Below are 22,944 nucleotides of genomic sequence, written 5' to 3'. Positions count from 1 at the left end.
CGCCTCACTCAGCCGCGATCGCGAAAGGTTCGAGACCGGCCAGCCGCGTTTCCGGCTTCAGCGCCGGGATCGCGCGCGGGGTCATGCCGGTAATCTTCCGCGCGATGGCAGCGATATGCGCGGGCGTCGAACCGCAGCAGCCGCCCAGCGCGTTGACCTGTCCCGCCACGGCCCATTCGCCGACGAAGCCCGCGGTGGTGTCGGGCATCTCGTCATATTCGCCGAGTTCGTTGGGGAGCCCGGCGTTGGGATAGATCATGATCAGCGTGTCGGCGATTTCCGACAGCGACTTCACATGAGGACGCAGCTGGGTCGCGCCGAACGAGCAGTTGAGGCCGATGGTCAGCGGCCGCGCGTGGCGCACGGCATACCAGAACGCCTCGACCGTGTGGCCCGAGAGGTTGCGGCCGGAAAGGTCGGTCAGCGTCATCGACAGCATGATCGGCACTTCGCGGCCCAGCTCGTCTTCAAGCTTGCGCACGGCCATGATCCCGGCCTTGGCGTTGAGCGTGTCGAACACCGTCTCGATCAGGATGAAGTCGGCGCCGCCTTCGACGAGGGCAGCGGCCTGCTCCTTGTAGACGTCGACCAGCGTGTCCCAGTCGATCTCGCGGTAGCCGGGATCGTTGACGTCGGGGCTGAGCGAGAGCGTCTTGTTGGTCGGCCCGATGGCGCCGGCGACGAAGCGGGGGCGCCCATCCTTCGCTTCGAACTCATCCGCCAGACGGCGGGCAAGCTTGGCCGATTCGACATTGATCTCGCGCACGAGGTGCTCGGCGCCATAGTCGGCCTGGCTGATGCGGTTGGCCGAGAACGTGTTGGTCTCGGCAATGTCCGCACCGGCCTCGAAATAGGCGCGGTGGATCGCTTCCGGCACCTCGGGCTTGGTCAGCGCGAGAATGTCGTTGTTGCCCTTCTGCTCATGGCTGAGGCCAAGGTTGCCGGCATAGTCGGCTTCCGCGAGCTTCCAGTTCTGGATCTCGGTGCCGAAAGCACCATCGGTGACGAGGATGCGCTTGGCAGCTTCGGCGAGAAATTTGTCACGGGCGCTCATCATGCGCACTCCCTAACTCTTAGGACTGGGGCCTCAGGCCGAGCAACTGGCAGATGGCGTAAGTCTGCTCGGCGCGGTTGAGGGTGTAGAAATGGAAATCGCGGACGCCGCCTTCGTAAAGGCCGCGGCACAAGTCTGCGGCGGCGACGGCGGCGACCAGTGCGCGCGGACCGGGGCGCTCGTCAAGGCCTTCGAACATCGCTTCCAGCCAGACCGGAATCTCGGTGTTGCCGGACATGCGGCGGATCGCGGCGAAGCTGGTCACCGGCATGATGCCGGGCAGGATCGGCGCATCGATTCCGGCAGCCTGCGTCTTGTCCAGGAAGCGGAAATAGGCATCGGCCGAGAAGAAGAACTGCGTGATCGCGCGGTTCGCACCGGCATCGATCTTGCGCTTCAGGTTGTCGAGATCGCTTTGGGCGCTTGTCGCCTCGGGATGGACTTCGGGATAGGCGGCCACCGAGATGTCGAAATCGTGGCGCGCCTTGAGGCCGGCCACCAGGTCGGCGGCGCTGGCATAGCCTTCGGGGTGCGGGGTGAACACGCCGCCTTGGCTCGGCGGCGGATCGCCGCGCAGGGCGACGATGTGGCGCACGCCGGCTTCCCAGTACTGATCGGCGATCTCGTCGATCTCGCCCTTGCTGGCGCCTACGCAGGTCAGGTGCGCGGCGGGCACGAGGCTGGTTTCGCGCACGAGACGGGCGACAGTGGCATGGGTGCGCTCACGCGTGGAGCCGCCGGCGCCGTACGTCACCGAGACGAAGCTGGGCGTCAGCGGGGCAAGCTGGGTGATCGAATCCCACAGCTGTTCGTCCATCTTCTCGGTCTTGGGCGGGAAGAATTCGAACGAGACGGAAATGTCGCCCGGCAGGCACCCGAAGGCGGGGGCGAGGTTGGGCCGTTGGCCTGCCGGTCGTTGAACGGACGTCATGAGGTCGCGGTCTTTCTGTCGTTGGATTCGGTGTCTTGGGCGAGGGACGCGGCGGGCGGCGACTGGTCGAGCCGCCGCGCGGTCCAGATCTTCACGGTGAGCGGATCGCCGGGCAGCGTGACCGGAGCATCGGGTGCGAAGCCCGCGTCCTTCAGCAGGCTCGCCATCTGCTCGTCTGCGAAGCCGAGGCGCGCGTGAGCATGGCGTTCACGCAAGTCTTCCCGCTCGTGCGCGGCAAGATCGACCACGGCGATTCGCCCGTCCTTGCGGGTGACGCGCGCGGCTTCGGCCAGCACCGCGCCAGGTTCCTGTGCATAATGAAGCACCTGGTGGAACAGTACGGTGTCGAAATCGCCCTCGGCAAAAGGCAGGCCGAGGAAGTCGCCTTGCACCAGCGAAAGCCGCTCGGGTGGCAAAGATTGCAAGCGTGCCCGCGCAATACGCAACATGTCCGGACTCTTGTCGAGCGCGGTGACGTGACTCGACTTGCCTGCCAGCAGCTCGGCCATGCGGCCGGTGCCGGTGCCGACATCGAGCAGCGCACCCAGCTTGCCGCGTCCCAGTGCGGTGAGCAGGGCCGTCTCGACCGGACCGTCGGCACCATGGAGCTGGCGCAGCGTGTCCCACTCTTCCGCGTGGCGCGCGAAGTAGGCCTGCGCGCTTGCCTCGCGCGCGTCGCGAATGGCCGCAAGCTGGCGGCGATCCTCGGCGCAGCGCGCGGAAAACGTGGGATCGTCACGCTCGGCAATGGCCAGAAGGCGGGCGGCAGCAGCCCCCATCGGCGGCTCGCCGTTTTCCTTTACAGCGCTCCCCAGGAACACCCAGCTGCCTTCCTTGCGGCGCGTTGCCAGACCCGCTTCGCACAGGATTCGGATGTGGCGGGAGACGCGCGGCTGGCTCTGCCCGAGTACCTGGGCGAGCTCTCCGACCGCCAGTTCCATGTGCGCCAGCAGACGCATGATGCGCAGCCGCGTCGGCTCGGAAAGAGCCCTCAGGAGGGGGTCGATTTTCATGAGACCGCATATAAAGATATCTTTATATGTGTGCAAGCCCGAGGGATTCCGCCAGTTTTGGCCCCCTTACTTCCCATTTGCGTTGCACAAACGTCTCGTCTAAAGAATGGCACCGCAGGCTTGCCTGCAAGCGTTGGCCTGTGCGCCAAACAATGCAAGGGGATTCGCATGAAGAAGATTGCTTTTGCCGCGTTCGCGTCGGCTGCCGCTCTGTCGCTCGCTGCTTGCGGTGGCACCAAGCCCGCCGCTGACGCCACTTCGGAATCGGTTGAGACCGTTCCCGAAGAGACCATGGCCGCTACCACCGACGGTGCGACCGACGCTGCTACCGCGGCTGCCGAGTAATTCGGCCGGGGGCACGACAATCGCCCGACGTTCAATCGTCAGGTGAAGTGCCGGCCCCCAGTACTTTCCCACCCCAGACCCGAATCAGTCGCAAGACTGCCAAGTGTCGAAGGAATCAGTGGAAAGTCCGTCTACAGACGGGAAAAGCCCTCCTTACCGGGAGGGTTTTTTATTGCCTGCGCTACAGGCATCTCCTGTTGCAGCAAGCCCGGTGCCGGGGCATCAAGCCCTTGATGCCGGATACGCTCAAGATCACGCTGGCGCAGCTCAACCAATCCGTTGGCGATCTCGACGGCAATGCCGAAAGCGTGCTGGCCGCCCGCGCAAAGGCGAAAGACGCGGATCTCGTCGTCTTTCCCGAGCTGCATCTGGTCGGCTACCCACCCGAAGACCTGATTCTCAAACCCGCACTAATCGAGCGCGCCGCCGCGCGGTTGCAAACGCTGGCCGAGGCGAGCGCGTCGAACGGTCCGGCCATGCTGGTGGGCTCCGCCTTCGTGCTCGATGGTGCGCTGCACAACGGAGTGGCCCTGCTCGACCAGGGCAAAGTCATGGCGGTGCGGCTCAAGCATGAGCTGCCGAACTATGGCACGTTCGACGAAATGCGCCTGTTTCAGCCCGGTCCTTTGCCCGAACCGGTGATTCTGCGCGGCACCTTGATCGGCGTGCCCATCTGCGAGGATATCTGGCGTCCCGAAGTCTGCCGCCACCTTGCCGATTTCGGCGCCGAAATCCTGATCTGCGTCAACGGCAGTCCCTACGAGATCAACAAGGACGCGCTGCGTATCGAAGGCGTGGCCAAGCGCCGCGCGGTCGATACCGGGCTTCCGCTGGTCTATCTCAACCGCGTCGGCGGGCAGGACGAACTGGTGTTCGACGGCGCCAGCTTCGTGGTCAACGGCGATGGCGGGCTCGCCGTCCAGCTTGCGGATTGGCGGGAACAGGTCGTCGAGACGCGCTGGACCAAGACCGCGCAAGGCTGGCGCTGCGATCGCGGCAAGCTCGAATCGCTGGCGACGCACCCCGAAGATATCTACTGCGCGATGGTTCTGGCGCTGCGCGACTATGTGAATCGCAACGGTTTTCCCGGAGTCGTGCTCGGATTGTCGGGCGGGATCGATTCGGCAACCTGCGCAGCCCTTGCCGTGGACGCACTAGGGCCAGAGCGGGTCTGGGGGGTGATGATGCCCTCGCGCTTCACCAGCCGGCAGAGTCTCGATGATGCCGCCGCCTGTGCCGAGGCGTTGGGGATTCGCTATTCGGTCATGCCGATCGGCGCCGCGGTGGACGGGCTCGATTCGATGCTGGGCGAGAGTTTCGAGGGCACCAACCGCGATATTGCCGAGGAAAACCTGCAATCGCGGATTCGCGGCACCGCGCTGATGGCGCTGTCCAACAAGTTCGGGCCGATGCTGATGACCACCGGCAACAAGAGCGAGATGAGCGTCGGCTACGCGACGATCTATGGCGACATGGCGGGCGGCTACAATCCGCTGAAGGACGCCTACAAGTCGACCGTTTTCGCCATTGCCAGCTGGCGCAACCGCCATGTCCCGCGAATCGGGCTCGGCCCTTCCGGCTTGGTGATTCCCGAATCGACCCTGCTGCGCGATCCCAGCGCCGAACTGCGGGACGACCAGCGCGATTCGGATACGCTGCCGCCTTACGATGTGCTCGATCCGATCCTCCTCGGCCTTGTCGAGAACGACAAGAGCGTCGAGCAGCTGGTCAACGAGGGGTTCGAGCGTGCGACCGTCCAGCACGTGGAGCGATTGCTGCATCTGGCCGAATACAAGCGCCGGCAAGCCTCGCCCGGCGTGAAGCTGACGGCGCGCAATTTCGGGCGCGACCGTCGCTATCCGATCACCCACGCGTTCCGCAGCGGATGAGGAAAAGGGCGGCGCAATCGCACCGCCCCCACACTTGGCCCGGTTATTTTCAGTGCGCGCCCTCGGCATAGAAGCGCTGCATGTCGAGGCGCATCTGGTGAAGCGCTTCGGGGTTCAGGTAGACCATGTGGCCCGCCGGATAGTAGTGGAACTGCAGGTTCTGCTGGAGCGGGGCGGGCAGCATCATGTGCTTGAGGTCCCGCTCGGTCGAGAAGAACGGCGTCGCCATGTCGAAATAGCCGTTGAGCGAGAGTACGCGCAGATGCGGGTTGGTGCGCATCGCGCTCGACAGGTCCACGGTCACGTCGGCGACGTTCTGGTGGCGGCCATAACCGTTGCCCGGCGCATCGTGCGACCAGTCCCACTTGAACGGGCCGCCCTCGCTGGCGCTGAGGCGGTAGTCGAGGTCCGTCTTATAACCCAGCTTGTTGCCCAGAACGTCGAGAAAGCTGGCAATGTAGAGGCCGCTGATCGCCGTGTCCGAAGCGTCGTACTCGGGCCCTTCGCCCGCGGAATCGGCATCGACGCCAAGGTAGCGCCCGTCGAAGCGGCCGATCGTCTCCCGCTCGCCGCGCAGCAGTTCCTTGCGAAAGCGGTTGAGGTCGATCCGCAAGTTGGCCTGCTTGATGTAGTCCACAGAAATGCCGGTGAAGCGGCTGATCTGCTGGGCCACTGCATCGGCTTCGGCCGGAGCGATGTCCTGCCCCTTGGCCAGCGCGCTGGCATAGGGACCATTGGCGAACTGGCGCGCCTGCTCGACGAATTCGGCAACCGTGGCCGGGCGGTCGGCCACGCGGTTGTGGTACCAGGCGACGGCGGCATAGGTCGGCAGGTAGCCGACATAGACCTGATCGTAGCCCGACTGGCGCACGCCGTAGTTCATGATCGAGGACAGCAGGACCACGCCGTTGAGCGCCATGCCGCGCTCTTCCAGCTGATAGGCCAGCGCGCCCGAGCGGGTGGTGCCGTAGCTTTCGCCGAAGATGTACTTGGGATCGCCCCAGCGACCGTTCTTCGAAACGTAGCGGAAGATCGCCTTGGCAAAGGCGTCCACGTCCTGGTCGACGCCGTAGAAATCGGCGGGCTTGGCATCGCCCAGCGGGCGCGAGTAACCGGCGCCGACCGCATCGATGAAGACCATGTCGGTGCTGCCGATCAGGCTGTCCGGATTGGGGCCCACATCGAAGGGCGCGGGGGCGACGGCGGTGGGATCGGTGGTGCGCACGCGCTCGGGGCCGAAGCTGCCCATGCGCAGCCACAGGCTCGCGGAGCCGGGGCCGCCATTGTAGAAGAACGTCAGCGGGCGATGCTTACCCGGCGCGGTATAGGCGGTGTAGAACACGCTCGCGGTCGGCTTGCCCTGCGCGTCGCGAATCGTCAGCGTGCCGGCCGTGGCGGTATAGGAAGTCGATTTGCCGTCGACCGTGACCGAACCGTTCGAAGTCTTGACCGCTTCATCGACAGGTGCGCTGGCCCAACCGGCGGCAACGGCTTCGGCGGTCTTGGCGGCGTGCTGCTTTTCCGCATCGGGCGCGTCGGCCTTCTGGGCGAAAACGGGCTGGGCGAAAGCGAGGGAGAGAAGCGAGGCGAAGGCCAGCTTTGCGGGAAGCCGCATTGGGTAATCCTTTGATTTTGGCGGGTGCGAACCGGCATGCATTGGTAATGCATCAGTCCTGTCGGGCAAGAGGATATGTTATACAACTGTGACATCCAGCCCCGCTGCCTGTCGCCGGGAAATTGACCTCTTGCCGCGCGCACCGTAATCGCGCGGGCATGACCGTCACGCGTTTCGCTCCGTCGCCCACCGGGCACCTCCACGTCGGCAATATCCGCACGGCGCTGCACAACTGGCTGCTTGCGAAACAGGCAGGCGGACGCTTCCTGCTGCGCATCGACGATACCGACGCGGCGCGCTCGCAAGAGGAATATGTCGACGGCATCCGCGCTGACCTTTCGTGGCTCGGCATCGAATGGGCGGGCGAGGAACGCCAGTCGGCCCGCTTCGCCCTCTATGAGCGCGAATTCGAGCGGCTGAAGGCCGCCGGGCGCGTCTATCCCTGCTGGGAGACGCCGCAGGAACTGGACCTCAAGCGCAAGGTGCTGCTCGGGCGCGGGCTGCCGCCGATCTACGATCGCGGCCTTCTCAACCTGACCGAGGATGAGAAGGCCGCGAAGATCGCCGCCGGAGACCTGCCGCACTGGCGCTTCCTGCTCGACCATGACGAGCCGATCACTTGGGAAGACGGCATTCGCGGGCCCCAGAAGTTCGATCCCGCGCAGATCAGCGATCCGGTGATCCGCCGCGCCGATGGCTCGTGGCTCTACATGCTGCCTTCGGCCATCGACGATGTGGACATGGGCGTGACGCAGATCCTGCGCGGTGAGGACCATGTGTCCAACACTGCCGCGCAAGTGCAGATGTTCACCGCGCTCGGCGCGCCGGTCCCGGCATTCGCGCATGAAGCGCTGTTGGTGGGGACCGAGGGCAAGCTGTCCAAGCGACTGGGCTCGCTGGGCGTTGCGCATTTCCGCGAGATCGGCATCGAACCGCAGGCAGTTGTGGCGCTGCTGGGACGGCTGGGGACGAGCGATCCGGTCGATCCCTCGCTCGATGCCGAGGCGCTGGCGGCGGCGTTCGATCTCTCCCACTTCGGCCGCGCGCCGGCCCGTTTCGACGAGGCGGAACTGGAGCGCGTCAATGCGGCCGTTGTTCACGCGCTGCCGTTCGAGTTGGTTGCCGCGCGCCTGCCAGAGGGCATGGATGCGGCGGGCTGGGACGCGGTGCGCCCGAATCTTACGCATGTTCACGAGGCGGCGGACTGGTGGAGCGTCGTCACCGGGCCGGTCGCGGTGCCGGAACTGGGCGACGAGGACCGCGCCTATCTTGCGCAGGCCGCCGATGTGCTGGTCGGGCTCGAATGGGATCAGGCTGTGTGGAAGGCGCTGACCGGGGCTCTGAAGGATGCGACGGGGCGCAAGGGCAAGGCGCTGTTCCTGCCGCTGCGTCTGGCGCTGACGGCGATGGAGCATGGGCCGGATATGGGCGCTCTGCTGCCGTTGATTGGCAAGGATGCGGCGCTGGAGCGGTTGCGCGCGGCAGCCTGACCAAATCCAATCCAGCCTGACCTAACCTAGCCAAAACAAACCCCGTCATCCCCGCGAAGGCGGGGATCCCGCTTCTTTGCTAACCTCGCAAAAGAAAAGCGGGGCCCCCGCCTGCGCGGGGGCGACGGAACAGTTTGGGTTTCGAAAAACCGACGGCTGGGGCGTTACTCCATGAACCAGCCGTGGCTCGCCACCAGCGACTGCCCGGTCAGCGCATTGGTCTGGAAGCCCGCGAAGAACAGCGCGACTTCGGCGATATCTTCCACGGTGGTGAACTCGCCGTCCACGGTCTGGCCGAGCATGACCTTGCTCACCACGTCCGCTTCGGAAATGCCCAGTTCCTTGGCCTGTTCGGGGATCTGCTTGTCCACCAGCGGGGTGCGGACGAAGCCGGGGCAGATCACGTTCGAGCGTACGCCCTTCTTGCCGCCCTCCTTGGCGATCACGCGGGCAAGGCCGAGAAGGCCGTGCTTGGCGGTGACATAGGCGCTCTTGAGCGGGCTCGCCTCCTTCGAATGGACCGAGCCCATGAAGATGATCGAACCGGAATTCTGCGCATACATGTGCGGCAGCACGGCCTTGGAGGTGAGGAAGGCGCCGTCGAGGTGGATCGCCAGCATCTTCTTCCAGTCGGAAAAGGCGAACTGGTCCACCGGGTTGACGATCTGGATACCCGCATTGGAAACCAGCACGTCCACCGTGCCCCAGGCCTCGACCACCTTGGCGACGCCGGCATTGACCTGATCCTCGCTGGTCACGTCCATGGCGACGGCCAGGGCGTCGGTGCCGTACTTGGCCTTGATCTCGTCAGCGGCTTTCTGCGAGGCTTCGAGGTTGAGATCGGCAATCGCGACCTTGCCGCCTTCGGAGGCGTATTTGTGCGCGATGGCATTGCCGATGCCGCTGGCGGCGCCGGTGACGATGCAGGACTTGTCCTTCAGCTTCATGGAACGTCTCTCCTGGGAATGGGCTATCAGTGTCCGTTAAGGGGACGGTCGGCCGCGAGGTCGAACGTCATGATCTCGTCGGGCTTCAGGTTGCGCCCGGTCCAGTCTGCCTTTTCCAGCGACCAGAGTGCGTCGGCCTTGCCGGCCTCCCAGTGCTCGGTCACCGTCATGCGCGAGAATTCGTAGTCCTTGGACATCGTCTCATAGCCGCGCGGGCGGTTGATGAGGTGCATGATGGCCACCGCTCCCGCCGGGCGGCAGCCGAGCAGGTGGTGCAGGTCCGGATCGTCGCGCAGTTCCTCGGGCAGCTTGTGGGCAAGGCGCTGCGCGGCGGCGCGCATCTTCTGGAGCTGCTTGGACAAGTCCGTGTTCATGCGTGTGCGGCTGGAGTAGCGGATGTCCTTCTCGCGCTGGGCGATGTCGGCCATGGTCTTGGGCACGACCCCGCGTGAGGGGAAAAGGTCCACCTGAAACACCGTCATCTCGCAGGGGGACCGGTTGTCGAGCACGTATTGCAGCGGGGTGTTGGAGACGAGGCCGCCGTCCCAATACCACTCGCCGTCGATCTCCACCGGGGGGAAACCTGGGGGCAGGGCGCCGCTGGCCATCACGTGTTCGGGGCCGATCGTGCGGTCGCTGGCATTGTCGAAATAGGCGAAATTGCCCGTCAGCACATTGACCGCGCCCACCGCGAAGCGCGTTTCGCCGTGATTGATGCGCTCGAAATCGACCAGATCGAGCAGCGTCTGTCGCAAGGGCGTGGTGTCATAGTAGCTGAGCCGCCCGATATCGCTGGGCCACTCGGGCAGGGGCGTGGGCAGGCGCGGGGCGAAGAAACCGGGGATGCCGAAGGCGGCGGCCCAGCCTGCGGACGTCTCGTTGAAAGCGCGCCGCGCGAAGCCGTTGCCGACATCGAGCTTGTAGAGAAGCTCGTGGCTTACGCCGTTCCAGAAGGCGCGGAGCTGCCGGATCCGGGCTTCGGGCGGGTTGCCCGCGATGATCGCGGCATTGATCGCACCGATCGAGATCCCGGCGATCCAGTCGGGCGCGTGGCCCGCATCCGCCAGCGCCTCGTAAACCCCGGCCTGATAGGCGCCCAGCGCCCCTCCGCCCTGTAGCACGAGCACCGACTGATGGCGGCCGAGATCGTCAGAAGAACTTGCAGCTTTGCGGGCGTTCATGGGCAGGGTCCTGCGCATGGGGATGTTGCGGTGCAACAAGTGGGCGCCTGCGCGGTTCCTTTCAAGCTGAAAATTCTTCCGCGCGTTCAGGCGACCGCTTCGGTCAGGCTCCCTTCGCTCGCCGCTTCCAGAAGGCGGCGTTCCAGCGCCTTGATGCGGGTGGCGGACGTCAGCTTCTCGCCCAGCAGGTCGGTCACGTAGAACGTGTCGGCTGCGCGCTCGCCATACGTGTCGATATGGGCGGAATGAACCATCAGCTTCGATTCGAACAGGGCGTGGGCCAGCCGGTTGAGCAGCGCCGGACGGTCACGCGCATTGACTTCGACCACGGTGAGCCGGTTGGAGGCCTTGTTGTCCACCAGCACGCGCGGGCGCACTTCGAAAGCGTCGGCGCGGGGCCGGGCATCGGGCCGGGCGACGAGCTGGGGGAGGATCTTGATGCGGTTGGCCAGCGCGTTCTCGATCGAGGCACTGAGCCGGGCGAGCTGCGATTCCTCGCGGAACGGGCGTCCCAGCGGATCCTGAATCAGGAAATTGTCGACCGCGCGGCCGGTGCGGGTGGTGTGGATGCGCGCGTCGATGATGTTGCCGCCCGCAAGATGGATGCCGCCAGCGATGCGGTAAAACAGGCCCGGGTGGTCCGAGGCGATCACCGTGACCAGCGTGGCCCCGCGTGCCGGGTAATATTCGCTGAGGATCGACAGCGGCTCATCGCGCGAGGCGTGGAATTGCGCCAGATTCTTGCCGATGACGTCGTCCGGCTCGGCGATCCAGTAGGCATCGGCGAACTGGCCGCCCAGTTCCTCGACCAGCGCTTCGTTGCCGGGATCGTGCGCGATGACCGCTTTTTTCTTGGCGGCGACGCGCTTCTCGCGCCCGTATTCGACGTGGCCCAGCCGCAGGCGTTCCTCGGCGGCGCCGTAAAGCTCGCTGATGAGCTGGCGCTTCCATGAGTTCCACGTGCCCGGCCCCACCGCGCGGATATCGACGATGGTGAGGATCGTCAGCTGGCGCAGGCGATCGACCGACTGCACCACGGCGACGAAATCGGTGATCGTCTTGGCATCCGACAAGTCGCGCTTGAATGCGGTGGCCGAGAGCAGCAGGTGCTGGAGCACCAGCCAGGAGACCAGCTCGGTCTCCTCCTCGTCCAGCCCGAAGCGCGGGCAGAGCCGCAGCGCGATCTCCGCGCCCAGTTCCGAATGGTCGCCGCCGCGGCCCTTGGCGATGTCGTGCAGCAGCACCGCGGTATAGAGCGCGCGGCGCGAGCGGACCTTGTGGATGATCTCGTGGCTGAGCGGATGGTCCTGCTTCAGTTCGCCCTTCTCGATGCGCGCCAGCAGGCCGATGGCGCGGATCGTGTGCTCGTCCACCGTGTAGTGGTGGTACATGTCGAACTGCATCTGCGCGTTGACGCGGCCGAATTCGGTGACGAAACGGCCAAACACGCCGGCTTCGTTGAACGAGCGCAGCGCCGTTTCCGGGTTATTGCGGCTGGTCAGCAGTTCCATGAACAGCTCGTTGGCGCGCGGATCGCGGCGCACGTCCTCGCGGATCAGCGCCGAATCGCGGGAGACCAGGCGCATGGTTTCGGGGTGGATTTCCAGCCCCTCGCGGTCCGCCAGCACGAAGATTTCGATCAGGCGTACCGGATCGGCCTCGAACCAGTTGTCGGACGGGGCCATGATGCGGCCGCCGAACACCTTGTAACCCTTGACCATGCGCGAACGGGCGCGGAAGCCCGCCAGCAGCCCGCGCGGCTGCTTCTTGGCGATCTGGTCGTCCAGCTGGGCGAGGAACACGCCGGTCAGGGTGCCGACCATCTTCGCCTGCAGGAAGAACATCTGCATGAACCGCTCGACCGCGCTTTTGCCGGGGCGATCCGCATAGTTCATTCGCATCGCCACTTCGCGTTGCAGGTCGAAGGTCAGCCGGTCCTCGGCGCGGCGGGTGATCGTGTGGAGGTGGCAGCGCACCGCCCAGAAGAAGTTCTCCGCCCGGCGGAATGCGCGGTATTCCTTCTGGGTGAGCAGGCCCACGTCCACCAGTTCGCTGGGATCGCGCACTTTGTGGATGTACTTGCCGATCCAGTAGAGCGTGTGCAGGTCGCGCAACCCGCCCTTGCCCTCTTTTACGTTCGGCTCGACCACATAGCGGCTGTCGCCCATGCGCTTGTGGCGTTCCTCGCGCTCGGCGAGTTTTTCGACCACGAACTGCCGCTCGGTCCCGGCGACGACATCCTTCCAGAAGCGCGCGCGCACGTCCTCGTAAAGGTGCTGGTCGCCCCAGACGTAGCGGCCTTCGAGCATGGCGGTGCGGATGGTGAGGTCCGACCGGCTCATGCGCACCATGTCATCCACCGAGCGGCTGGAATGGCCGATCTTGAGGCTCAGATCCCAGAGGAAATAGAGCATCGCCTCGATCACCTGTTCGCACCAGGCGGTCTGCTTGATCGGGGTGACGAAAGCGATGTCCACGTCCGAATGCGGCGCCATTTCGCCGCGTCCGTAGCCGCCGACGGCAATGATCGTCAGTCGTTCCCCGGTGGAACGGTTCATCGCCGGATAGACATGGGTGGAAACGTGATCGTGAATCACCCGCACAAGCTGATCGACCAGATAGGCCTGCGCTTCTGCCACTTCGTGCCCGGCCGAAGGCTTGGCGACCAGTCGGCGGGCGATTTCCGCCCGGCCGTCCTCCAGCGCGGCGCGCAGCAGGTCGACGATCTGCTTGCGGCCCTTGGCGGCGCTTTCGCGGGCGACAACGGCTTCGATGGCCTCGACCAGCGCGCGGCGGTCGATCACGGAACGGGGCGAAGGGATGCGGATCACGCTCATGTCAGGCGGTATCTAATCCTTCGCAGAGGGTAGGGAAAGGCGCGCGGAGACTGTGCCTGCGTTGATTTTGCCTGCAAGTTCCTAAAACGAGCCTACCATCGCTCCCAAGGCTATGCCAGAAGGCCGCAAAACACATTTGCCGCGCCGCTCCGGCACGGATCCCATGGATACGAGGTCGAACCACTTGTCCCTCACCGCACTTGCCGCAAGCGCCGTCGTACAGGCGCATGAGCCGATCTACTGGGCCAATCTCGGGCTCAAGAACTATCTGTTCCGGATCGGCAGTTTCGAGCTGCGCTGGTACTCGCTGGCGTATCTGGCCGGCATCATGCTGGGCTACTGGCACCTCTCGCGCATGATCAAGGCACCCGGCGCGCCGCTGGCGCAGCGCCATGCCGACGATCTGTTCTTCTATTGCACGCTGGGCATCATTCTGGGCGGGCGGCTGGGCTACGCCACGTTCTACACGGGCGGCGATACCGGCATTCCCAGCCTCTGGTCCGATCCCAAGGCGCTGCTGTCGCTCTGGCACGGCGGCATGAGCTTCCACGGCGGCCTGATCGGCGTGCTGCTGGCGATGGGCTGGGTCTCGTGGCGGGGCAAGCTCGATTTCCTGAGGGTGGCGGACTACATCGCGGTCTGCGTGCCGTTCGGCATGATGTTCGGCCGCCTTGCCAACTTCGTGAACGGAGAGCTGTGGGGCCGCGTGGTGACGAACCCGAACCTGCCCTGGGCGATGGTCTTCCCCGATGCCGGCCCGCTGCCGCGCCATCCCAGCCAGCTTTACGAAGCCGGTCTTGAGGGGCTGCTGATGATCGTCATCATGCTCACGCTGTTCTGGAAGACCCGCGCGCGCTTCCGTCCGGGCATGCTGGTCGGCGTGTTCACCACCGGCATCGCCTGTGCGCGTTTCACGGTCGAATTCTTCCGCGAGCCCGACGCGCAGCTTCAGGATTTCGCGATGCGCACCGGCCTGTCGATGGGCCAGTGGCTTACGATTCCGCTGATCGTGCTGGGCCTGATCCTGATCGCCCGCTCGCTGGCGCGTCCGGCGCTGGCCAGCGGCCGTCCCGTTCCGGCGTGATCCACCCATGACCGAAGGCCGTTCCGAGCCGCTGACCGAGATTTTCAAGCGGCTGATTCAAAGTTACGGCCCGATTTCCCTGCTGCACTACATGGGCGAGTCCAACGCGCGCTACTATGCGGGCAAGGACCCGCTCGGCAGCGCGGGGGACTTCATCACCGCGCCCGAAATCAGCCAGATGTTCGGCGAGATGATCGGCCTCTGGCTGGCCGACATGTGGAGCCGGGCGGGCAGCCCGAAAGTCCACTACGTCGAACTCGGCCCCGGGCGGGGCACTCTGGCGCGCGACGCGCTGCGGACGATGGCCCGGTTCGGTCTCTCGCCCGAAGTCCATTTCGTCGAAGGCTCCACGGCCCTGCGCGCCTTGCAGCGCGAGGCGGTGCCGCAGGTGCAGTTCCACGACGATCTCGCCACGCTGCCCGCCGACGCGCCGCTGTTGGTGGTGGGTAACGAGTTCCTCGATGCGCTGCCGGTGCGCCAACTGGTGAAGACCGAAAGCGGCTGGCGCGAACGCATGGTCGATTGGGCCGAGGATCGCTTCCGCCCGGTCGCCGGGGACAGGCCGATGGACGCCGCTGTGCCGGACGAGTGGAAGGATGCGGCCGAAAGCACGATCCTCGAAGCCTGCCCGGGAGCCGCTGCGGTCGTGCAGGAGATCGGCCACCGCCTTGCGGCGCAAGGCGGCACGGCGCTGCTGATCGATTATGGTTTCGCCCAAAAGCAGACCGGATCGACGCTTCAGGCCTTGCGTGAGCACCGCAAGGTCGATCCTTTCGCCGCGCCGGGCGAGGCCGATCTCACCTGTCTCGTCGATTTCGCCACCGCCGCCGAAGTGGCGCAGGCGAGCGGCGCCACATGGCTGGGCACGATCACCCAGGGTGCGTTTCTGCGCACGCTCGGCATCGAGATGCGGGCCGAGCGTCTTGCCTCTTCCGCACCGCAGCAAGGCGATGCTATCAAGGCGGCGTTGGACCGGCTGGTCTCCGACGAACAGATGGGCAGTCTGTTCAAGGTGATGGGCCTTGCCGGCCCCGGCTGGCCTGAAGGCGCCGGGTTCTGACGAACGGCTACAGGGGGTATCGTGCACGACAAGGTTAAGGGCGTAACCGCGCAGGATCTGAAGGGGCCGGACCGGCTTGAACAGACGCTGGGCTTTCTCTCGCTGGTGATGCTGGCGGTGATCGTCACCGCCGTTTTCCGCGGCAGGGAGGAATGGGCGCGGATCCCCGCCATCGTGTGGTTCCACCTTGCCACGATGCTGACCGCGCTGGCGTTGACGCCGGTGCTGCTCTGGCGGCGGCGGGGCGACGCGCGGCACCGGATGCTGGGCTATGTCTGGAGCGCCGCGATGATGGCGACCGCGATCGACAGCCTGTTCATTCGCGGCAACAACGGCCACTTCAGCGTGATCCACGTGCTGTCGGTCTTCGTGCTCGTCATGGTGCCGGTGCTGGTGCTGGCCGCGCGCAATCACCGCGTCGGCCGCCACCGCCGTACCGTGCGTGGGCTGATTATCGGTGCGCTGCTGGTGGCAGGGTTCTTCACGTTCCCCTTCGGGCGACTGCTCGGGCACTGGCTGTTCGGGGCCTGAGCGCCGCCCGGACCATCAGGACATCGTTTATTTCGCCTGCGGCGTCCGGTCCTCGGCGGGGACCTGACGCACCGGCACGGCCGAGATCCAATCCTCGAACGCTTCGATATCGATCGGGCCGTTGACGCGGTCGGTGCCGTCCTTGAAGCCGGCAAAGCCGTCGCCACCCTCGGCGAGGAAGTTCACCACCGAAACGCGGTAGCGCGTCGCCGGATCGAGCGGCTTGCCGTCAAGCGTGATCGCGGTGACGCGCGCGCCGGAGGGGCGGCGCATGTCGAACATGATCCGCATGCCCTGGCTGGGCGAGAGGATCTGCTTGTCGCCGGTATCGTCCAGCCCCTGTTCGAGAGTGGCGCGGATCTGCGCGCCGGTCAGCGTCATCGTCACCACCTGGTTGTTGAACGGCGTGACGGCGTAAAGCTGGCCAAAGGTCACCGTGCCGTCGGCGCCCGGAATCAGCGAGGTGCGGATGCCGAAGGGATTGACGAAAGCGATCTGCGCGTCCGATCTGCGCGTGGCGGCAAGCTGGGAATCGGCGATCATTGCGCCCAGCGCACCGCCGATGCCGACACCGCCTTCGCTCTCCTTCTCCATCGGGCCGGAGACATGGCCGACCGGCCGCTCGACCAGTTGCAGGGAGGCGTCCTTGTAGCGCTTCACATAGGCGGAGATGTCCGCGCGCGGCTGGAACTGGGGGAATGCCACGGTGGTCGGCACGGGTCCCTTGCCCGAGGTATAGGCTTCGGACTGGACGATCACGTTGTGGGCCTGCCGGTTCATCAGCTTATGCGTGGCGGGATCGAAATCGAGCGTGATGTCGGTAACGAGCTTGCCGTAGACGCCCGCGCTGGTCAGCAGGATCGAGCCGGCGGCCGCGTTGGCGGTGTAGTTGCAGATATAGGCCCAGTGGGTGTGGCCCGAGACCACCACGTCCACACCGGGCTTCAGCCGGTCGAGGATCGGCTGGATATCGCCCGCGGCCTCGTTGCAGCCGTTGGGATCGGGCGTGCCCGTGGTGCGCAGGCCCTGATGGATCAGCACGACCACGGCATCGGCGCCGGCCGCCTTCAGCGCGGGCACGGCGCGGTTGATGGTATCGGCCTCGTCCTCGAACCTGAGGCCGGCCACCCGGTCCGGCGCGACGAGCGTGGGAATCGAATGCAGCGACAGGCCGATGAAGCCGATGGTGATCTTGCGGTCGCCGCTGCCGAAGGTCTTGAGCCCGGTGCCGGGGAACAGCGTCGTACCGTCCGGCATTACCGTGCTGGCGGCGAGGTACTTGTAATGCGCGCCCTCGAACTGTTCGAGCTGGCAGGGTTGGAGGCGGGTGTTCTTCGCGCAGCCGCCGTTTTGCAGGCGGAGCAGTTCCTGCCACCCCCGGTCGAACTCGTGGTTGCCCACTGCGTTGAATTCCAGCCCGATGCGGTTCATCACGCCGACCGAAGGCTCGTCCAGATAGAGCGAGGACGCAAGCTGAGAGGCGCTGGTAAGGTCACCAGCCGCGACCACCACGTTCTCCGGATGCTCGGCCTTGAGCGCGTCCACTGCCGAGGCGAGCCATGCCGCGCCGCCTGCGGGAACCGAAACCTGATTGCCCTTGGCATCGGGCGCCTCGACCGTCTGCTTCGGCGGTTCGAGCGCGCCGTGGAAGTCGTTGATGGCGATCACGCCGATCTCGATCGGGCCCTTGGGCGTGGGCGCGACAGCCTGATGGTGGGCCTGAGGCGTGGCGCAGGCGGAAACGAGAAGGGAGGCGACAAGCGGCGTGACGCGCGGGATGCGGGGCATGGTCATGGCTCGGCTCTATCGGATCGCCAGATGACGCGCCAAGGACGTTTTTGCATTTGCGAAGAAGATTGGCGAACCATGATGCCCGCTTCGGGCTGGAGCGCCTGTGCCGCCTTGCTGGGGGGCGACACAGGCGCGGTTGCCGCCGCCGGGCTCGTGAGGGCAAGCACCGTGGCGGCAATTGGAAGACGGGCGCATCAATAGGGCTTGTCGCCCGCAACGGTGACACGGAAACCGGATCGCACTTCGGGGAAGTAGTCCCACACCGCGAAGTGCTGGGTGCAGCGATTGTCCCAGAACGCCACCGAGTGCTTTTCCCAGCGGAAGCGGACGTGGAAGTTCGCATCCTTCACATGGTCGAACAGGAAATCGAGCACGGCCTTGCTTTCGGGGCTGGACAGTCCGTTGATTTTCGTCGTGTAGGACGAGTTCACGAACAGCAACTTGCGCCCGGTCACCGGATGGGTGCGGATCACCGGGTGCGAATTGCAGGGATAGGTCTTGGTCGAATCCGGGAAGATCGCCTTGTAGACGGGATTGGCGTCATGAACGGCGGTCAGCGGATCGAGGAAGGCCTTCATCGCCGGCGAAAGCGCGTCGTAAGCCGCGTACATGCTGGCGAACAGCGTATCGCCGCCGTCTTCGGGCAGGGTGTGCAGCGTCAGGATCGATCCCATCGGCGGCTCGGCATCGGCGGAAAGGTCCGAATGCCAGTTCTCGCCCGCAACGAACCTGGACTTTTCATCGGCATGGATGGCCACGATCTCGGGATGATCGGGCAGGCCCGCGACGCCCGAATGGATGGCCAGTTGGCCAAATGCTCGGCCGAGGGCCTTGTGCGCGTCATGGTCCATGGGCTGGTCGCGGAAGAACACCACCTGATGCTTCATCAGCGCGTCGTGAATCTCGGCAAAGGCCTGATTGCCCAGCGGCTTGGTCAGGTCCACCCCGAAGATTTCCGCGCCGATGCGCTTGGTCATCGGGCGCACGTCGATCAGTTCATAGGCCATTTCCGGCGGCTCCAGTGTAACGCTTCATATGGTTCGTGCCGGACGGACCTGCCCGGCACGAACATCTTGTTCAGTCTTTCGCGACCGGATCGGCCACGCTGCCCTTGTGCGGGAAGATGCGGCGCTCGATCCGGCAGTGGATGCCCTGCGTGCCGTCCACCACTTGCGTCACGCCGAAGTCGGCGGCGACGCTCATCAGCGAATAGCCGTCGTTGCGCGACAGGCCCTGATGCTCGGTCAGGAGGTGCAGCATGTCCATCGATGCGGACTTCATCGCCTTGTCCAGATTCTCGCCGAAGCCGTGGACGATCCAGCAATCCGGCGTTTCCAGCAGCGGCGAGGGGAACGAGAAATCCTTGCGCAGCACGATCTGGAACAGCACGTCCAGCGAGGCTTCGATCGCGGTGCCGCTGATCTCGCCGTCGCCCTGGCTGACATGGGGATCGCCGATCGAGAACAGGCCGCCCTTGACCTGCACCGGGTAATACATCGTCGCGCCTGCACCGATGCGCCAGTTGTCGATATTGCCCCCATGAAGGCCGGGGGGGATCGTGCTCACCGGTTCGTTGACGGCGGGCGCCACGCCAGCGGTGCCGAGGTGCGGGCGCGCCGGGATGGTGATGCCGGGCAGCGCGGTGGAGCGGTCGCATTCCGGGCAGTGCGTGAGGCGGCCGGGAACGACGTACTTTTCGTCCACGTCATAGGCATAGAGCGCGGCGGCGGTGTTGGCGGTGGGATCCAGCTTGTAGATCGTCACCCGCTCGGTCTGGCCGAATTCCTCGTAGAGATGGCCCCAGTTGGCCGCGAGGTTGGAGCCGTAGTTGAAGCGCGGCTTCATCTGGAAATAGCGCACTTCCAGCATGTCGCCCGGCTCGGCGCCTTCGACATAGATCGGCCCGGTCATGATATGGCAGCCCGGCGCGCGGGTGGCCGGATCGATCTCGGTAAAGATGCGGCGGATCTCGTCGTCGAACATCAGGTCCGGATCGTCGCCCGCGTGGTGGGTGACCGCCTGCGCCATGATCAGATCGCCGCTCTTCACGGTGAGCGCCGGCTTAATTTCGGGCGAGAAATAGCCCCAGTGCACCGTCTCGGGCGTGGCCCTCAAGTGGTGCAGCGCGCCGGGTTGGACGGTGTCCTTTTCAAGCGCGGGCTTAAGGCTGATCAGTGCCATCGAAACTCCTGTTACGCAGGGAAATCGGGGAAAAGGCGCGCTTATTCGGCGCCGATGAGCACGCTCGTCATGCTGAGCGACTTGTGCTGGATGAAGTGGGGCGCGAATTCGGCCGGCTCGCCCTCATGGCGCGCGCCCAGCACGTAGAGCAGCGGCAGGAAATGGTCCTCGCTGGGAACCGAAAGCCGCGCGGCATCGCCCAGCGCCGCGTAATCGATCACCACTTTGGGATCGTCCTCGGCGATGGCCTTGCACATCGTGGAATTGAAGTGCTCGGCCCAGGGATAGGGCGTGGCGAGCGGGTTCGCCCAGTCCATCGCCGGCAGGTTGTGGACGATGTTGCCGGTACCCATGATCAGCACGCCCTCATCGCGCAGCGGGCGCAGCATCCGGCCGACCAGCCAGTGTTCGGCGGGGCTCTTGCCCAGATCCATGCCAAGCTGGATTACCGGCACGTCGGCCTCGGGGTAGGCGTGGACCAGCACCGACCACGTGCCGTGGTCCAGCCCCCAGTCGGCATCCAGCTTCACCGGCATCGGTTCCAGCAATTCGCGCACGCGCTCGGCCAGTTCCGGGTCGCCGGGGGCGGGGTACTGCACGTCGAACAGGGCCTGCGGGAATGCGCCGAAGTCATGGATCGTGCGCGGCTGGGCCATGGCGGTGACGGCGGTGCCGGGCGTCTGCCAGTGGGCGGAGATGCACAGGATCGCGCGCGGCTTGCCGATGCGGCCGGCGATCGCGTTCCAGCTTTTGGTCACGTCGCTCTTTTCCAGCGCCACCATCGGGCTGCCGTGACCGTAGAAGACGATCGGAAGACGGCTCATTCGCGTATTGCTCCGTTGCTCTGAGGCCCAAGGCTAGGGAGAGCGGGGGCGGATGGTCTTGCGGGAAAGCGCACAAGAACTTGTTGGTGGGGCGCGCTTCGCCTGCCTCAAAACACTCCGTCGCCCCCGCGAAGGCGGGGGCCCCGCTCCCTTTTGCTACATCTCAAGAAAAGCGGGGTCCCCGCCTGCGCGGGGACGACGAGGTTTGGTGGTGATACGTTTGCGGTTTCCGGGGCGTCGTGGGTTCGGCAGCCCCGGAAAGCCGATTTATTCCTTGGTGTAGCTCGCCGGAATCTCGGGATTCTCGCCAGCCTTGCCCCACAGGAGGATCTCATTGCCCCACGGATCGGCGAAGGCGTGGTTGTAGCCGTTGAACTCCTTCCAGTAGTGATCGCGCCAGAGCACCTTGCCGCCCAGCTTTTCGGCGGTGGAGAGGATGCGTTCGTGGCTGTCGTTGTCCGACACGAGCACCCAGATGCGGGCCTTGCGGCCTTCGGTCGCCAGCGTGCGCGGTTCGACGCCTTCGGGGTTCGGATGAGGACGCGCATTGTTCGCGTCGAACACGCCGAAGTGGAGGTTGCCGATCTGGCTGTCGGTGCCGTCCTTGTTCTGGAAGAAGCCGCCGGGAACCATGCGGTGGTAGATCCCGTGCGGGCGCGCATCGTTCTCCCAGCCGAAGACTTCGGCGTAGAATTCGCCGGCTCTGGCAGGATCGTCGGTCGCGAAATCGACGAAGATGAGCGTGTTGGTCATTGCGAAAGGCTCCCTTGGTGGTTGACCAAGGCGTAGCTGGCGGGAGTTTGCATGCGCGGCACGAGGCGCACAAATCCTTGATTTCCAGCGTCCCTCCACAAGTGCACCTAAACGCACCCGAACGGCACCTAACCGCACACACATAAAAAAGGCGGCGCCCGACTTGGGTCGGACGCCGCAGCCGTCGGGAATGAGTGACGGAACTTGCGAAATCAGGCGCGTATCCGCGTGACCGGAGCAGAAGGACCGCGACGGCGATCCCACTCGGCGCGGTAGCGGTCCACCAGCCAGACGTTGAGCAGCCGCTGGGCGCCCTCTTGCCAGGAATAACGACCACGCGGCGCGAACTTGGAGCGCAGGCCCTGCTGTACCAGTTCGTCGACGTGGAAATCCTGACCCACGATCTCCTCGACCGCGGTGTCGTTCATCTTCATCTTCAGCTCATAGAGCGGATCGTCCATCGCCTCGGGCACCATCAGCGTACCGATGGTCAACGCGTGGCTCTCCGGCCCGCGCGGGTCCATGATGAGGTAGAGCACGGTGTCGTTCAGCACCACCAGCGAGAGGCTGGGCGGCAGGTTCACGAAGAGCAGGCGGTTCTGCTCTTCCTCGGTCAGCTTGGGGAACACCGGGAAGACCGCCTTCTGCGTCGCGTTGAAGGCCGCGTTCTTGTGGAGCGTGCCGTTCAGCCGGTAATAGCCGGCGGATTCGGCGGGCACTTCGGGGAAGCTGGCAAGGCCGCTGGGAATGAAGTCGTGCAGCGGCCCGGCGTGGAGGCGGCTGGCGTGATAGCCGTCGTTGTTATTCTCCAGCATGACCTTCCAGTTCCAAGGGAACACGGTCGGTTCCTCGGGACGGGGGCCGCGCAGGTTGGCGAAATCGTAGTTGGCGACGACCTCTTCCAGCCCGGCAAGGCGCGGGGTCAGCGGGGCGGCATCGGCATCGAAGTTGACGAAGATGAAGCCGTGCCAGATCTCATGCCGGATGACGGGCAGGCTGGCGGCCTTCCTGTCGAAATTGCAGGTGCGGTTCATCGCCGGCGCGCCGACCAGCGTGCCGTCGAGGTCGTAAGTCCAGTGGTGATAGGGGCACACGAAGGCGCGGGCATTGCCGTGGCCTTCGGCGACCAGCATCGCGCGGTGCTGGCAGACCGAGGACAGCGCCTTGATCGAACCGTCGCGCGTCTTGCAGATCACCATCGGCTCGTCGGCGCGGGTGACGGTGAAGAAGTCGCCCGGGTTCTCCAGCCATTCGGCGCGGCCGACGCAGAGCCATTCATGCTCGAACAGCGCGGCCTTCTCGAAGCGGTAGAATTCCTCGTCGACATAGCATTCCGCCGGCAGCGTCTCGGCTTCCAGCGTGTCGAGCGTCGAGCTTTCCAGGCTGTCGATGAACTTGTCGGTGAGAATGGTCATTGC

General features: G+C 65.2%; 19 protein-coding genes. 6 read left to right on the top strand and 13 right to left on the bottom strand.

Going from position 1 to position 22,944, the window contains the following annotated elements:
• Positions 1 to 4 precede the first annotated feature (4 nt).
• Genes AC1VVK_RS08720 through AC1VVK_RS08710 form a run of 3 tightly spaced genes read right to left on the bottom strand, consistent with a single transcriptional unit; the run spans position 5 to position 2,998 of the window.
• On the bottom strand, positions 5 to 1,054 hold the full coding sequence (locus tag AC1VVK_RS08720) for a homocysteine S-methyltransferase family protein (RefSeq protein WP_482905142.1): 1,050 nt from the start codon (positions 1,052 to 1,054) through the stop codon (positions 5 to 7).
• Positions 1,055 to 1,073: 19 nt separating this feature from the next.
• Positions 1,074 to 1,985, bottom strand: coding sequence for a methylenetetrahydrofolate reductase [NAD(P)H] (gene metF, locus AC1VVK_RS08715; protein WP_482902691.1), 912 nt, complete (start codon positions 1,983 to 1,985; stop codon positions 1,074 to 1,076).
• Positions 1,982 to 2,998 carry an ArsR/SmtB family transcription factor gene (locus AC1VVK_RS08710; RefSeq protein ID WP_132389908.1) on the bottom strand — a complete coding sequence of 339 codons (1,017 nt, stop codon included), beginning with the start codon at positions 2,996 to 2,998 and terminating at the stop codon, positions 1,982 to 1,984. The genes metF and AC1VVK_RS08710 overlap by 4 nt, the downstream gene beginning before the upstream one ends.
• Before the next feature lie 168 nt (positions 2,999 to 3,166).
• Between AC1VVK_RS08710 and AC1VVK_RS08705 the strand changes: the two genes are divergently transcribed.
• Both AC1VVK_RS08705 and AC1VVK_RS08700 read left to right on the top strand, forming a co-directional pair.
• Positions 3,167 to 3,343: a hypothetical protein gene (locus AC1VVK_RS08705; RefSeq protein WP_165912237.1), complete on the top strand. Its 177-nt coding sequence runs from the start codon at positions 3,167 to 3,169 to the stop codon at positions 3,341 to 3,343.
• A 233-nt stretch (positions 3,344 to 3,576) separates the two neighbouring features.
• Positions 3,577 to 5,232, top strand: a complete 1,656-nt coding sequence (locus AC1VVK_RS08700; RefSeq protein ID WP_482902690.1) for an NAD+ synthase — start codon at positions 3,577 to 3,579, stop codon at positions 5,230 to 5,232.
• Between the two features lie 49 nt (positions 5,233 to 5,281).
• Here AC1VVK_RS08700 and AC1VVK_RS08695 read toward each other — a convergent pair whose 3' ends face one another.
• On the bottom strand, positions 5,282 to 6,847 hold the full coding sequence (locus AC1VVK_RS08695; protein ID WP_482902689.1) for a S10 family peptidase: 1,566 nt from the start codon (positions 6,845 to 6,847) through the stop codon (positions 5,282 to 5,284).
• A gap of 158 nt (positions 6,848 to 7,005) precedes the next feature.
• On the opposite strand from AC1VVK_RS08695, the gene gltX reads away from it, so the two are divergent.
• On the top strand, positions 7,006 to 8,337 hold the full coding sequence (gene gltX / locus AC1VVK_RS08690; protein ID WP_482902688.1) for a glutamate--tRNA ligase: 1,332 nt from the start codon (positions 7,006 to 7,008) through the stop codon (positions 8,335 to 8,337).
• Positions 8,338 to 8,501: 164 nt separating this feature from the next.
• Here the strand turns inward: gltX and AC1VVK_RS08685 are convergent, their stop codons facing one another.
• From AC1VVK_RS08685 to AC1VVK_RS08675, 3 genes are all read right to left on the bottom strand, one after another.
• Positions 8,502 to 9,284, bottom strand: coding sequence for a 3-hydroxybutyrate dehydrogenase (locus tag AC1VVK_RS08685; RefSeq protein WP_132389914.1), 783 nt, complete (start codon positions 9,282 to 9,284; stop codon positions 8,502 to 8,504).
• 26 nt (positions 9,285 to 9,310) lie between these two features.
• Positions 9,311 to 10,465: a patatin-like phospholipase family protein gene (locus tag AC1VVK_RS08680; protein ID WP_482902687.1), complete on the bottom strand. Its 1,155-nt coding sequence runs from the start codon at positions 10,463 to 10,465 to the stop codon at positions 9,311 to 9,313.
• 86 nt (positions 10,466 to 10,551) lie between these two features.
• Positions 10,552 to 13,302, bottom strand: a complete 2,751-nt coding sequence (locus tag AC1VVK_RS08675) for a [protein-PII] uridylyltransferase (protein ID WP_132389918.1) — start codon at positions 13,300 to 13,302, stop codon at positions 10,552 to 10,554.
• A gap of 163 nt (positions 13,303 to 13,465) precedes the next feature.
• On the opposite strand from AC1VVK_RS08675, the gene lgt reads away from it, so the two are divergent.
• The 3 genes from lgt to AC1VVK_RS08660 are packed head-to-tail and all read left to right on the top strand — an operon-like array spanning position 13,466 to position 15,977.
• Entirely contained in the window at positions 13,466 to 14,386 is a 921-nt protein-coding gene (gene lgt / locus AC1VVK_RS08670) for a prolipoprotein diacylglyceryl transferase (protein ID WP_482902686.1), read from the top strand.
• A 7-nt stretch (positions 14,387 to 14,393) separates the two neighbouring features.
• Entirely contained in the window at positions 14,394 to 15,446 is a 1,053-nt protein-coding gene (locus AC1VVK_RS08665) for a class I SAM-dependent methyltransferase (RefSeq protein WP_482902685.1), read from the top strand.
• A 21-nt stretch (positions 15,447 to 15,467) separates the two neighbouring features.
• Positions 15,468 to 15,977: a DUF2306 domain-containing protein gene (locus tag AC1VVK_RS08660; protein WP_482902684.1), complete on the top strand. Its 510-nt coding sequence runs from the start codon at positions 15,468 to 15,470 to the stop codon at positions 15,975 to 15,977.
• Between the two features lie 27 nt (positions 15,978 to 16,004).
• Here the strand turns inward: AC1VVK_RS08660 and AC1VVK_RS08655 are convergent, their stop codons facing one another.
• The 6 genes from AC1VVK_RS08655 to AC1VVK_RS08630 all read right to left on the bottom strand — a co-directional run bounded on the left by AC1VVK_RS08655 (position 16,005) and on the right by AC1VVK_RS08630 (position 22,941).
• Positions 16,005 to 17,765 carry a bifunctional metallophosphatase/5'-nucleotidase gene (locus tag AC1VVK_RS08655; RefSeq protein WP_482905141.1) on the bottom strand — a complete coding sequence of 587 codons (1,761 nt, stop codon included), beginning with the start codon at positions 17,763 to 17,765 and terminating at the stop codon, positions 16,005 to 16,007.
• Between the two features lie 197 nt (positions 17,766 to 17,962).
• Complete coding sequence (locus AC1VVK_RS08650; RefSeq protein ID WP_482902683.1) at positions 17,963 to 18,775, bottom strand: TauD/TfdA dioxygenase family protein; 813 nt, start codon at positions 18,773 to 18,775, stop codon at positions 17,963 to 17,965.
• Between the two features lie 70 nt (positions 18,776 to 18,845).
• Positions 18,846 to 19,949: an acetamidase/formamidase family protein gene (locus tag AC1VVK_RS08645; protein WP_482902682.1), complete on the bottom strand. Its 1,104-nt coding sequence runs from the start codon at positions 19,947 to 19,949 to the stop codon at positions 18,846 to 18,848.
• Positions 19,950 to 19,990: 41 nt separating this feature from the next.
• A complete protein-coding gene (gene ygiD / locus AC1VVK_RS08640; RefSeq protein WP_482902681.1) occupies positions 19,991 to 20,773 on the bottom strand; it encodes a 4,5-DOPA-extradiol-dioxygenase in 783 nt (260 codons plus the stop codon).
• Between the two features lie 267 nt (positions 20,774 to 21,040).
• A complete protein-coding gene (locus AC1VVK_RS08635; RefSeq protein WP_482902680.1) occupies positions 21,041 to 21,526 on the bottom strand; it encodes a VOC family protein in 486 nt (161 codons plus the stop codon).
• Between the two features lie 212 nt (positions 21,527 to 21,738).
• On the bottom strand, positions 21,739 to 22,941 hold the full coding sequence (locus AC1VVK_RS08630; protein ID WP_482902679.1) for an aromatic ring-hydroxylating oxygenase subunit alpha: 1,203 nt from the start codon (positions 22,939 to 22,941) through the stop codon (positions 21,739 to 21,741).
• Between the last annotated feature and the right edge of the window lie 3 nt (positions 22,942 to 22,944).

This window comes from Novosphingobium sp. BL-S-32, assembly GCF_056857055.1.
The sequence above is the reverse complement of the archived record's forward strand: the minus strand, read 5'-3'. Positions and strand labels throughout refer to the sequence as shown.

What these genes read in the sequence shown, in the direction of transcription:
- AC1VVK_RS08720 (WP_482905142.1), bottom strand. Translation starts at nt 1,054, where the DNA reads ATGAGCGCCCGTGACAAATTTCTCGCCGAAGCTGCCAAGCGCATCCTC.
- metF (WP_482902691.1), bottom strand. Translation starts at nt 1,985, where the DNA reads ATGACGTCCGTTCAACGACCGGCAGGCCAACGGCCCAACCTCGCCCCC.
- AC1VVK_RS08710 (WP_132389908.1), bottom strand. Translation starts at nt 2,998, where the DNA reads ATGAAAATCGACCCCCTCCTGAGGGCTCTTTCCGAGCCGACGCGGCTG.
- AC1VVK_RS08705 (WP_165912237.1), top strand. Translation starts at nt 3,167, where the DNA reads ATGAAGAAGATTGCTTTTGCCGCGTTCGCGTCGGCTGCCGCTCTGTCG.
- AC1VVK_RS08700 (WP_482902690.1), top strand. Translation starts at nt 3,577, where the DNA reads ATGCCGGATACGCTCAAGATCACGCTGGCGCAGCTCAACCAATCCGTT.
- AC1VVK_RS08695 (WP_482902689.1), bottom strand. Translation starts at nt 6,847, where the DNA reads ATGCGGCTTCCCGCAAAGCTGGCCTTCGCCTCGCTTCTCTCCCTCGCT.
- gltX (WP_482902688.1), top strand. Translation starts at nt 7,006, where the DNA reads ATGACCGTCACGCGTTTCGCTCCGTCGCCCACCGGGCACCTCCACGTC.
- AC1VVK_RS08685 (WP_132389914.1), bottom strand. Translation starts at nt 9,284, where the DNA reads ATGAAGCTGAAGGACAAGTCCTGCATCGTCACCGGCGCCGCCAGCGGC.
- AC1VVK_RS08680 (WP_482902687.1), bottom strand. Translation starts at nt 10,465, where the DNA reads ATGAACGCCCGCAAAGCTGCAAGTTCTTCTGACGATCTCGGCCGCCAT.
- AC1VVK_RS08675 (WP_132389918.1), bottom strand. Translation starts at nt 13,302, where the DNA reads ATGAGCGTGATCCGCATCCCTTCGCCCCGTTCCGTGATCGACCGCCGC.
- lgt (WP_482902686.1), top strand. Translation starts at nt 13,466, where the DNA reads ATGGATACGAGGTCGAACCACTTGTCCCTCACCGCACTTGCCGCAAGC.
- AC1VVK_RS08665 (WP_482902685.1), top strand. Translation starts at nt 14,394, where the DNA reads ATGACCGAAGGCCGTTCCGAGCCGCTGACCGAGATTTTCAAGCGGCTG.
- AC1VVK_RS08655 (WP_482905141.1), bottom strand. Translation starts at nt 17,765, where the DNA reads ATGCCCCGCATCCCGCGCGTCACGCCGCTTGTCGCCTCCCTTCTCGTT.
- AC1VVK_RS08650 (WP_482902683.1), bottom strand. Translation starts at nt 18,775, where the DNA reads ATGGCCTATGAACTGATCGACGTGCGCCCGATGACCAAGCGCATCGGC.
- AC1VVK_RS08645 (WP_482902682.1), bottom strand. Translation starts at nt 19,949, where the DNA reads ATGGCACTGATCAGCCTTAAGCCCGCGCTTGAAAAGGACACCGTCCAA.
- ygiD (WP_482902681.1), bottom strand. Translation starts at nt 20,773, where the DNA reads ATGAGCCGTCTTCCGATCGTCTTCTACGGTCACGGCAGCCCGATGGTG.
- AC1VVK_RS08635 (WP_482902680.1), bottom strand. Translation starts at nt 21,526, where the DNA reads ATGACCAACACGCTCATCTTCGTCGATTTCGCGACCGACGATCCTGCC.
- AC1VVK_RS08630 (WP_482902679.1), bottom strand. Translation starts at nt 22,941, where the DNA reads ATGACCATTCTCACCGACAAGTTCATCGACAGCCTGGAAAGCTCGACG.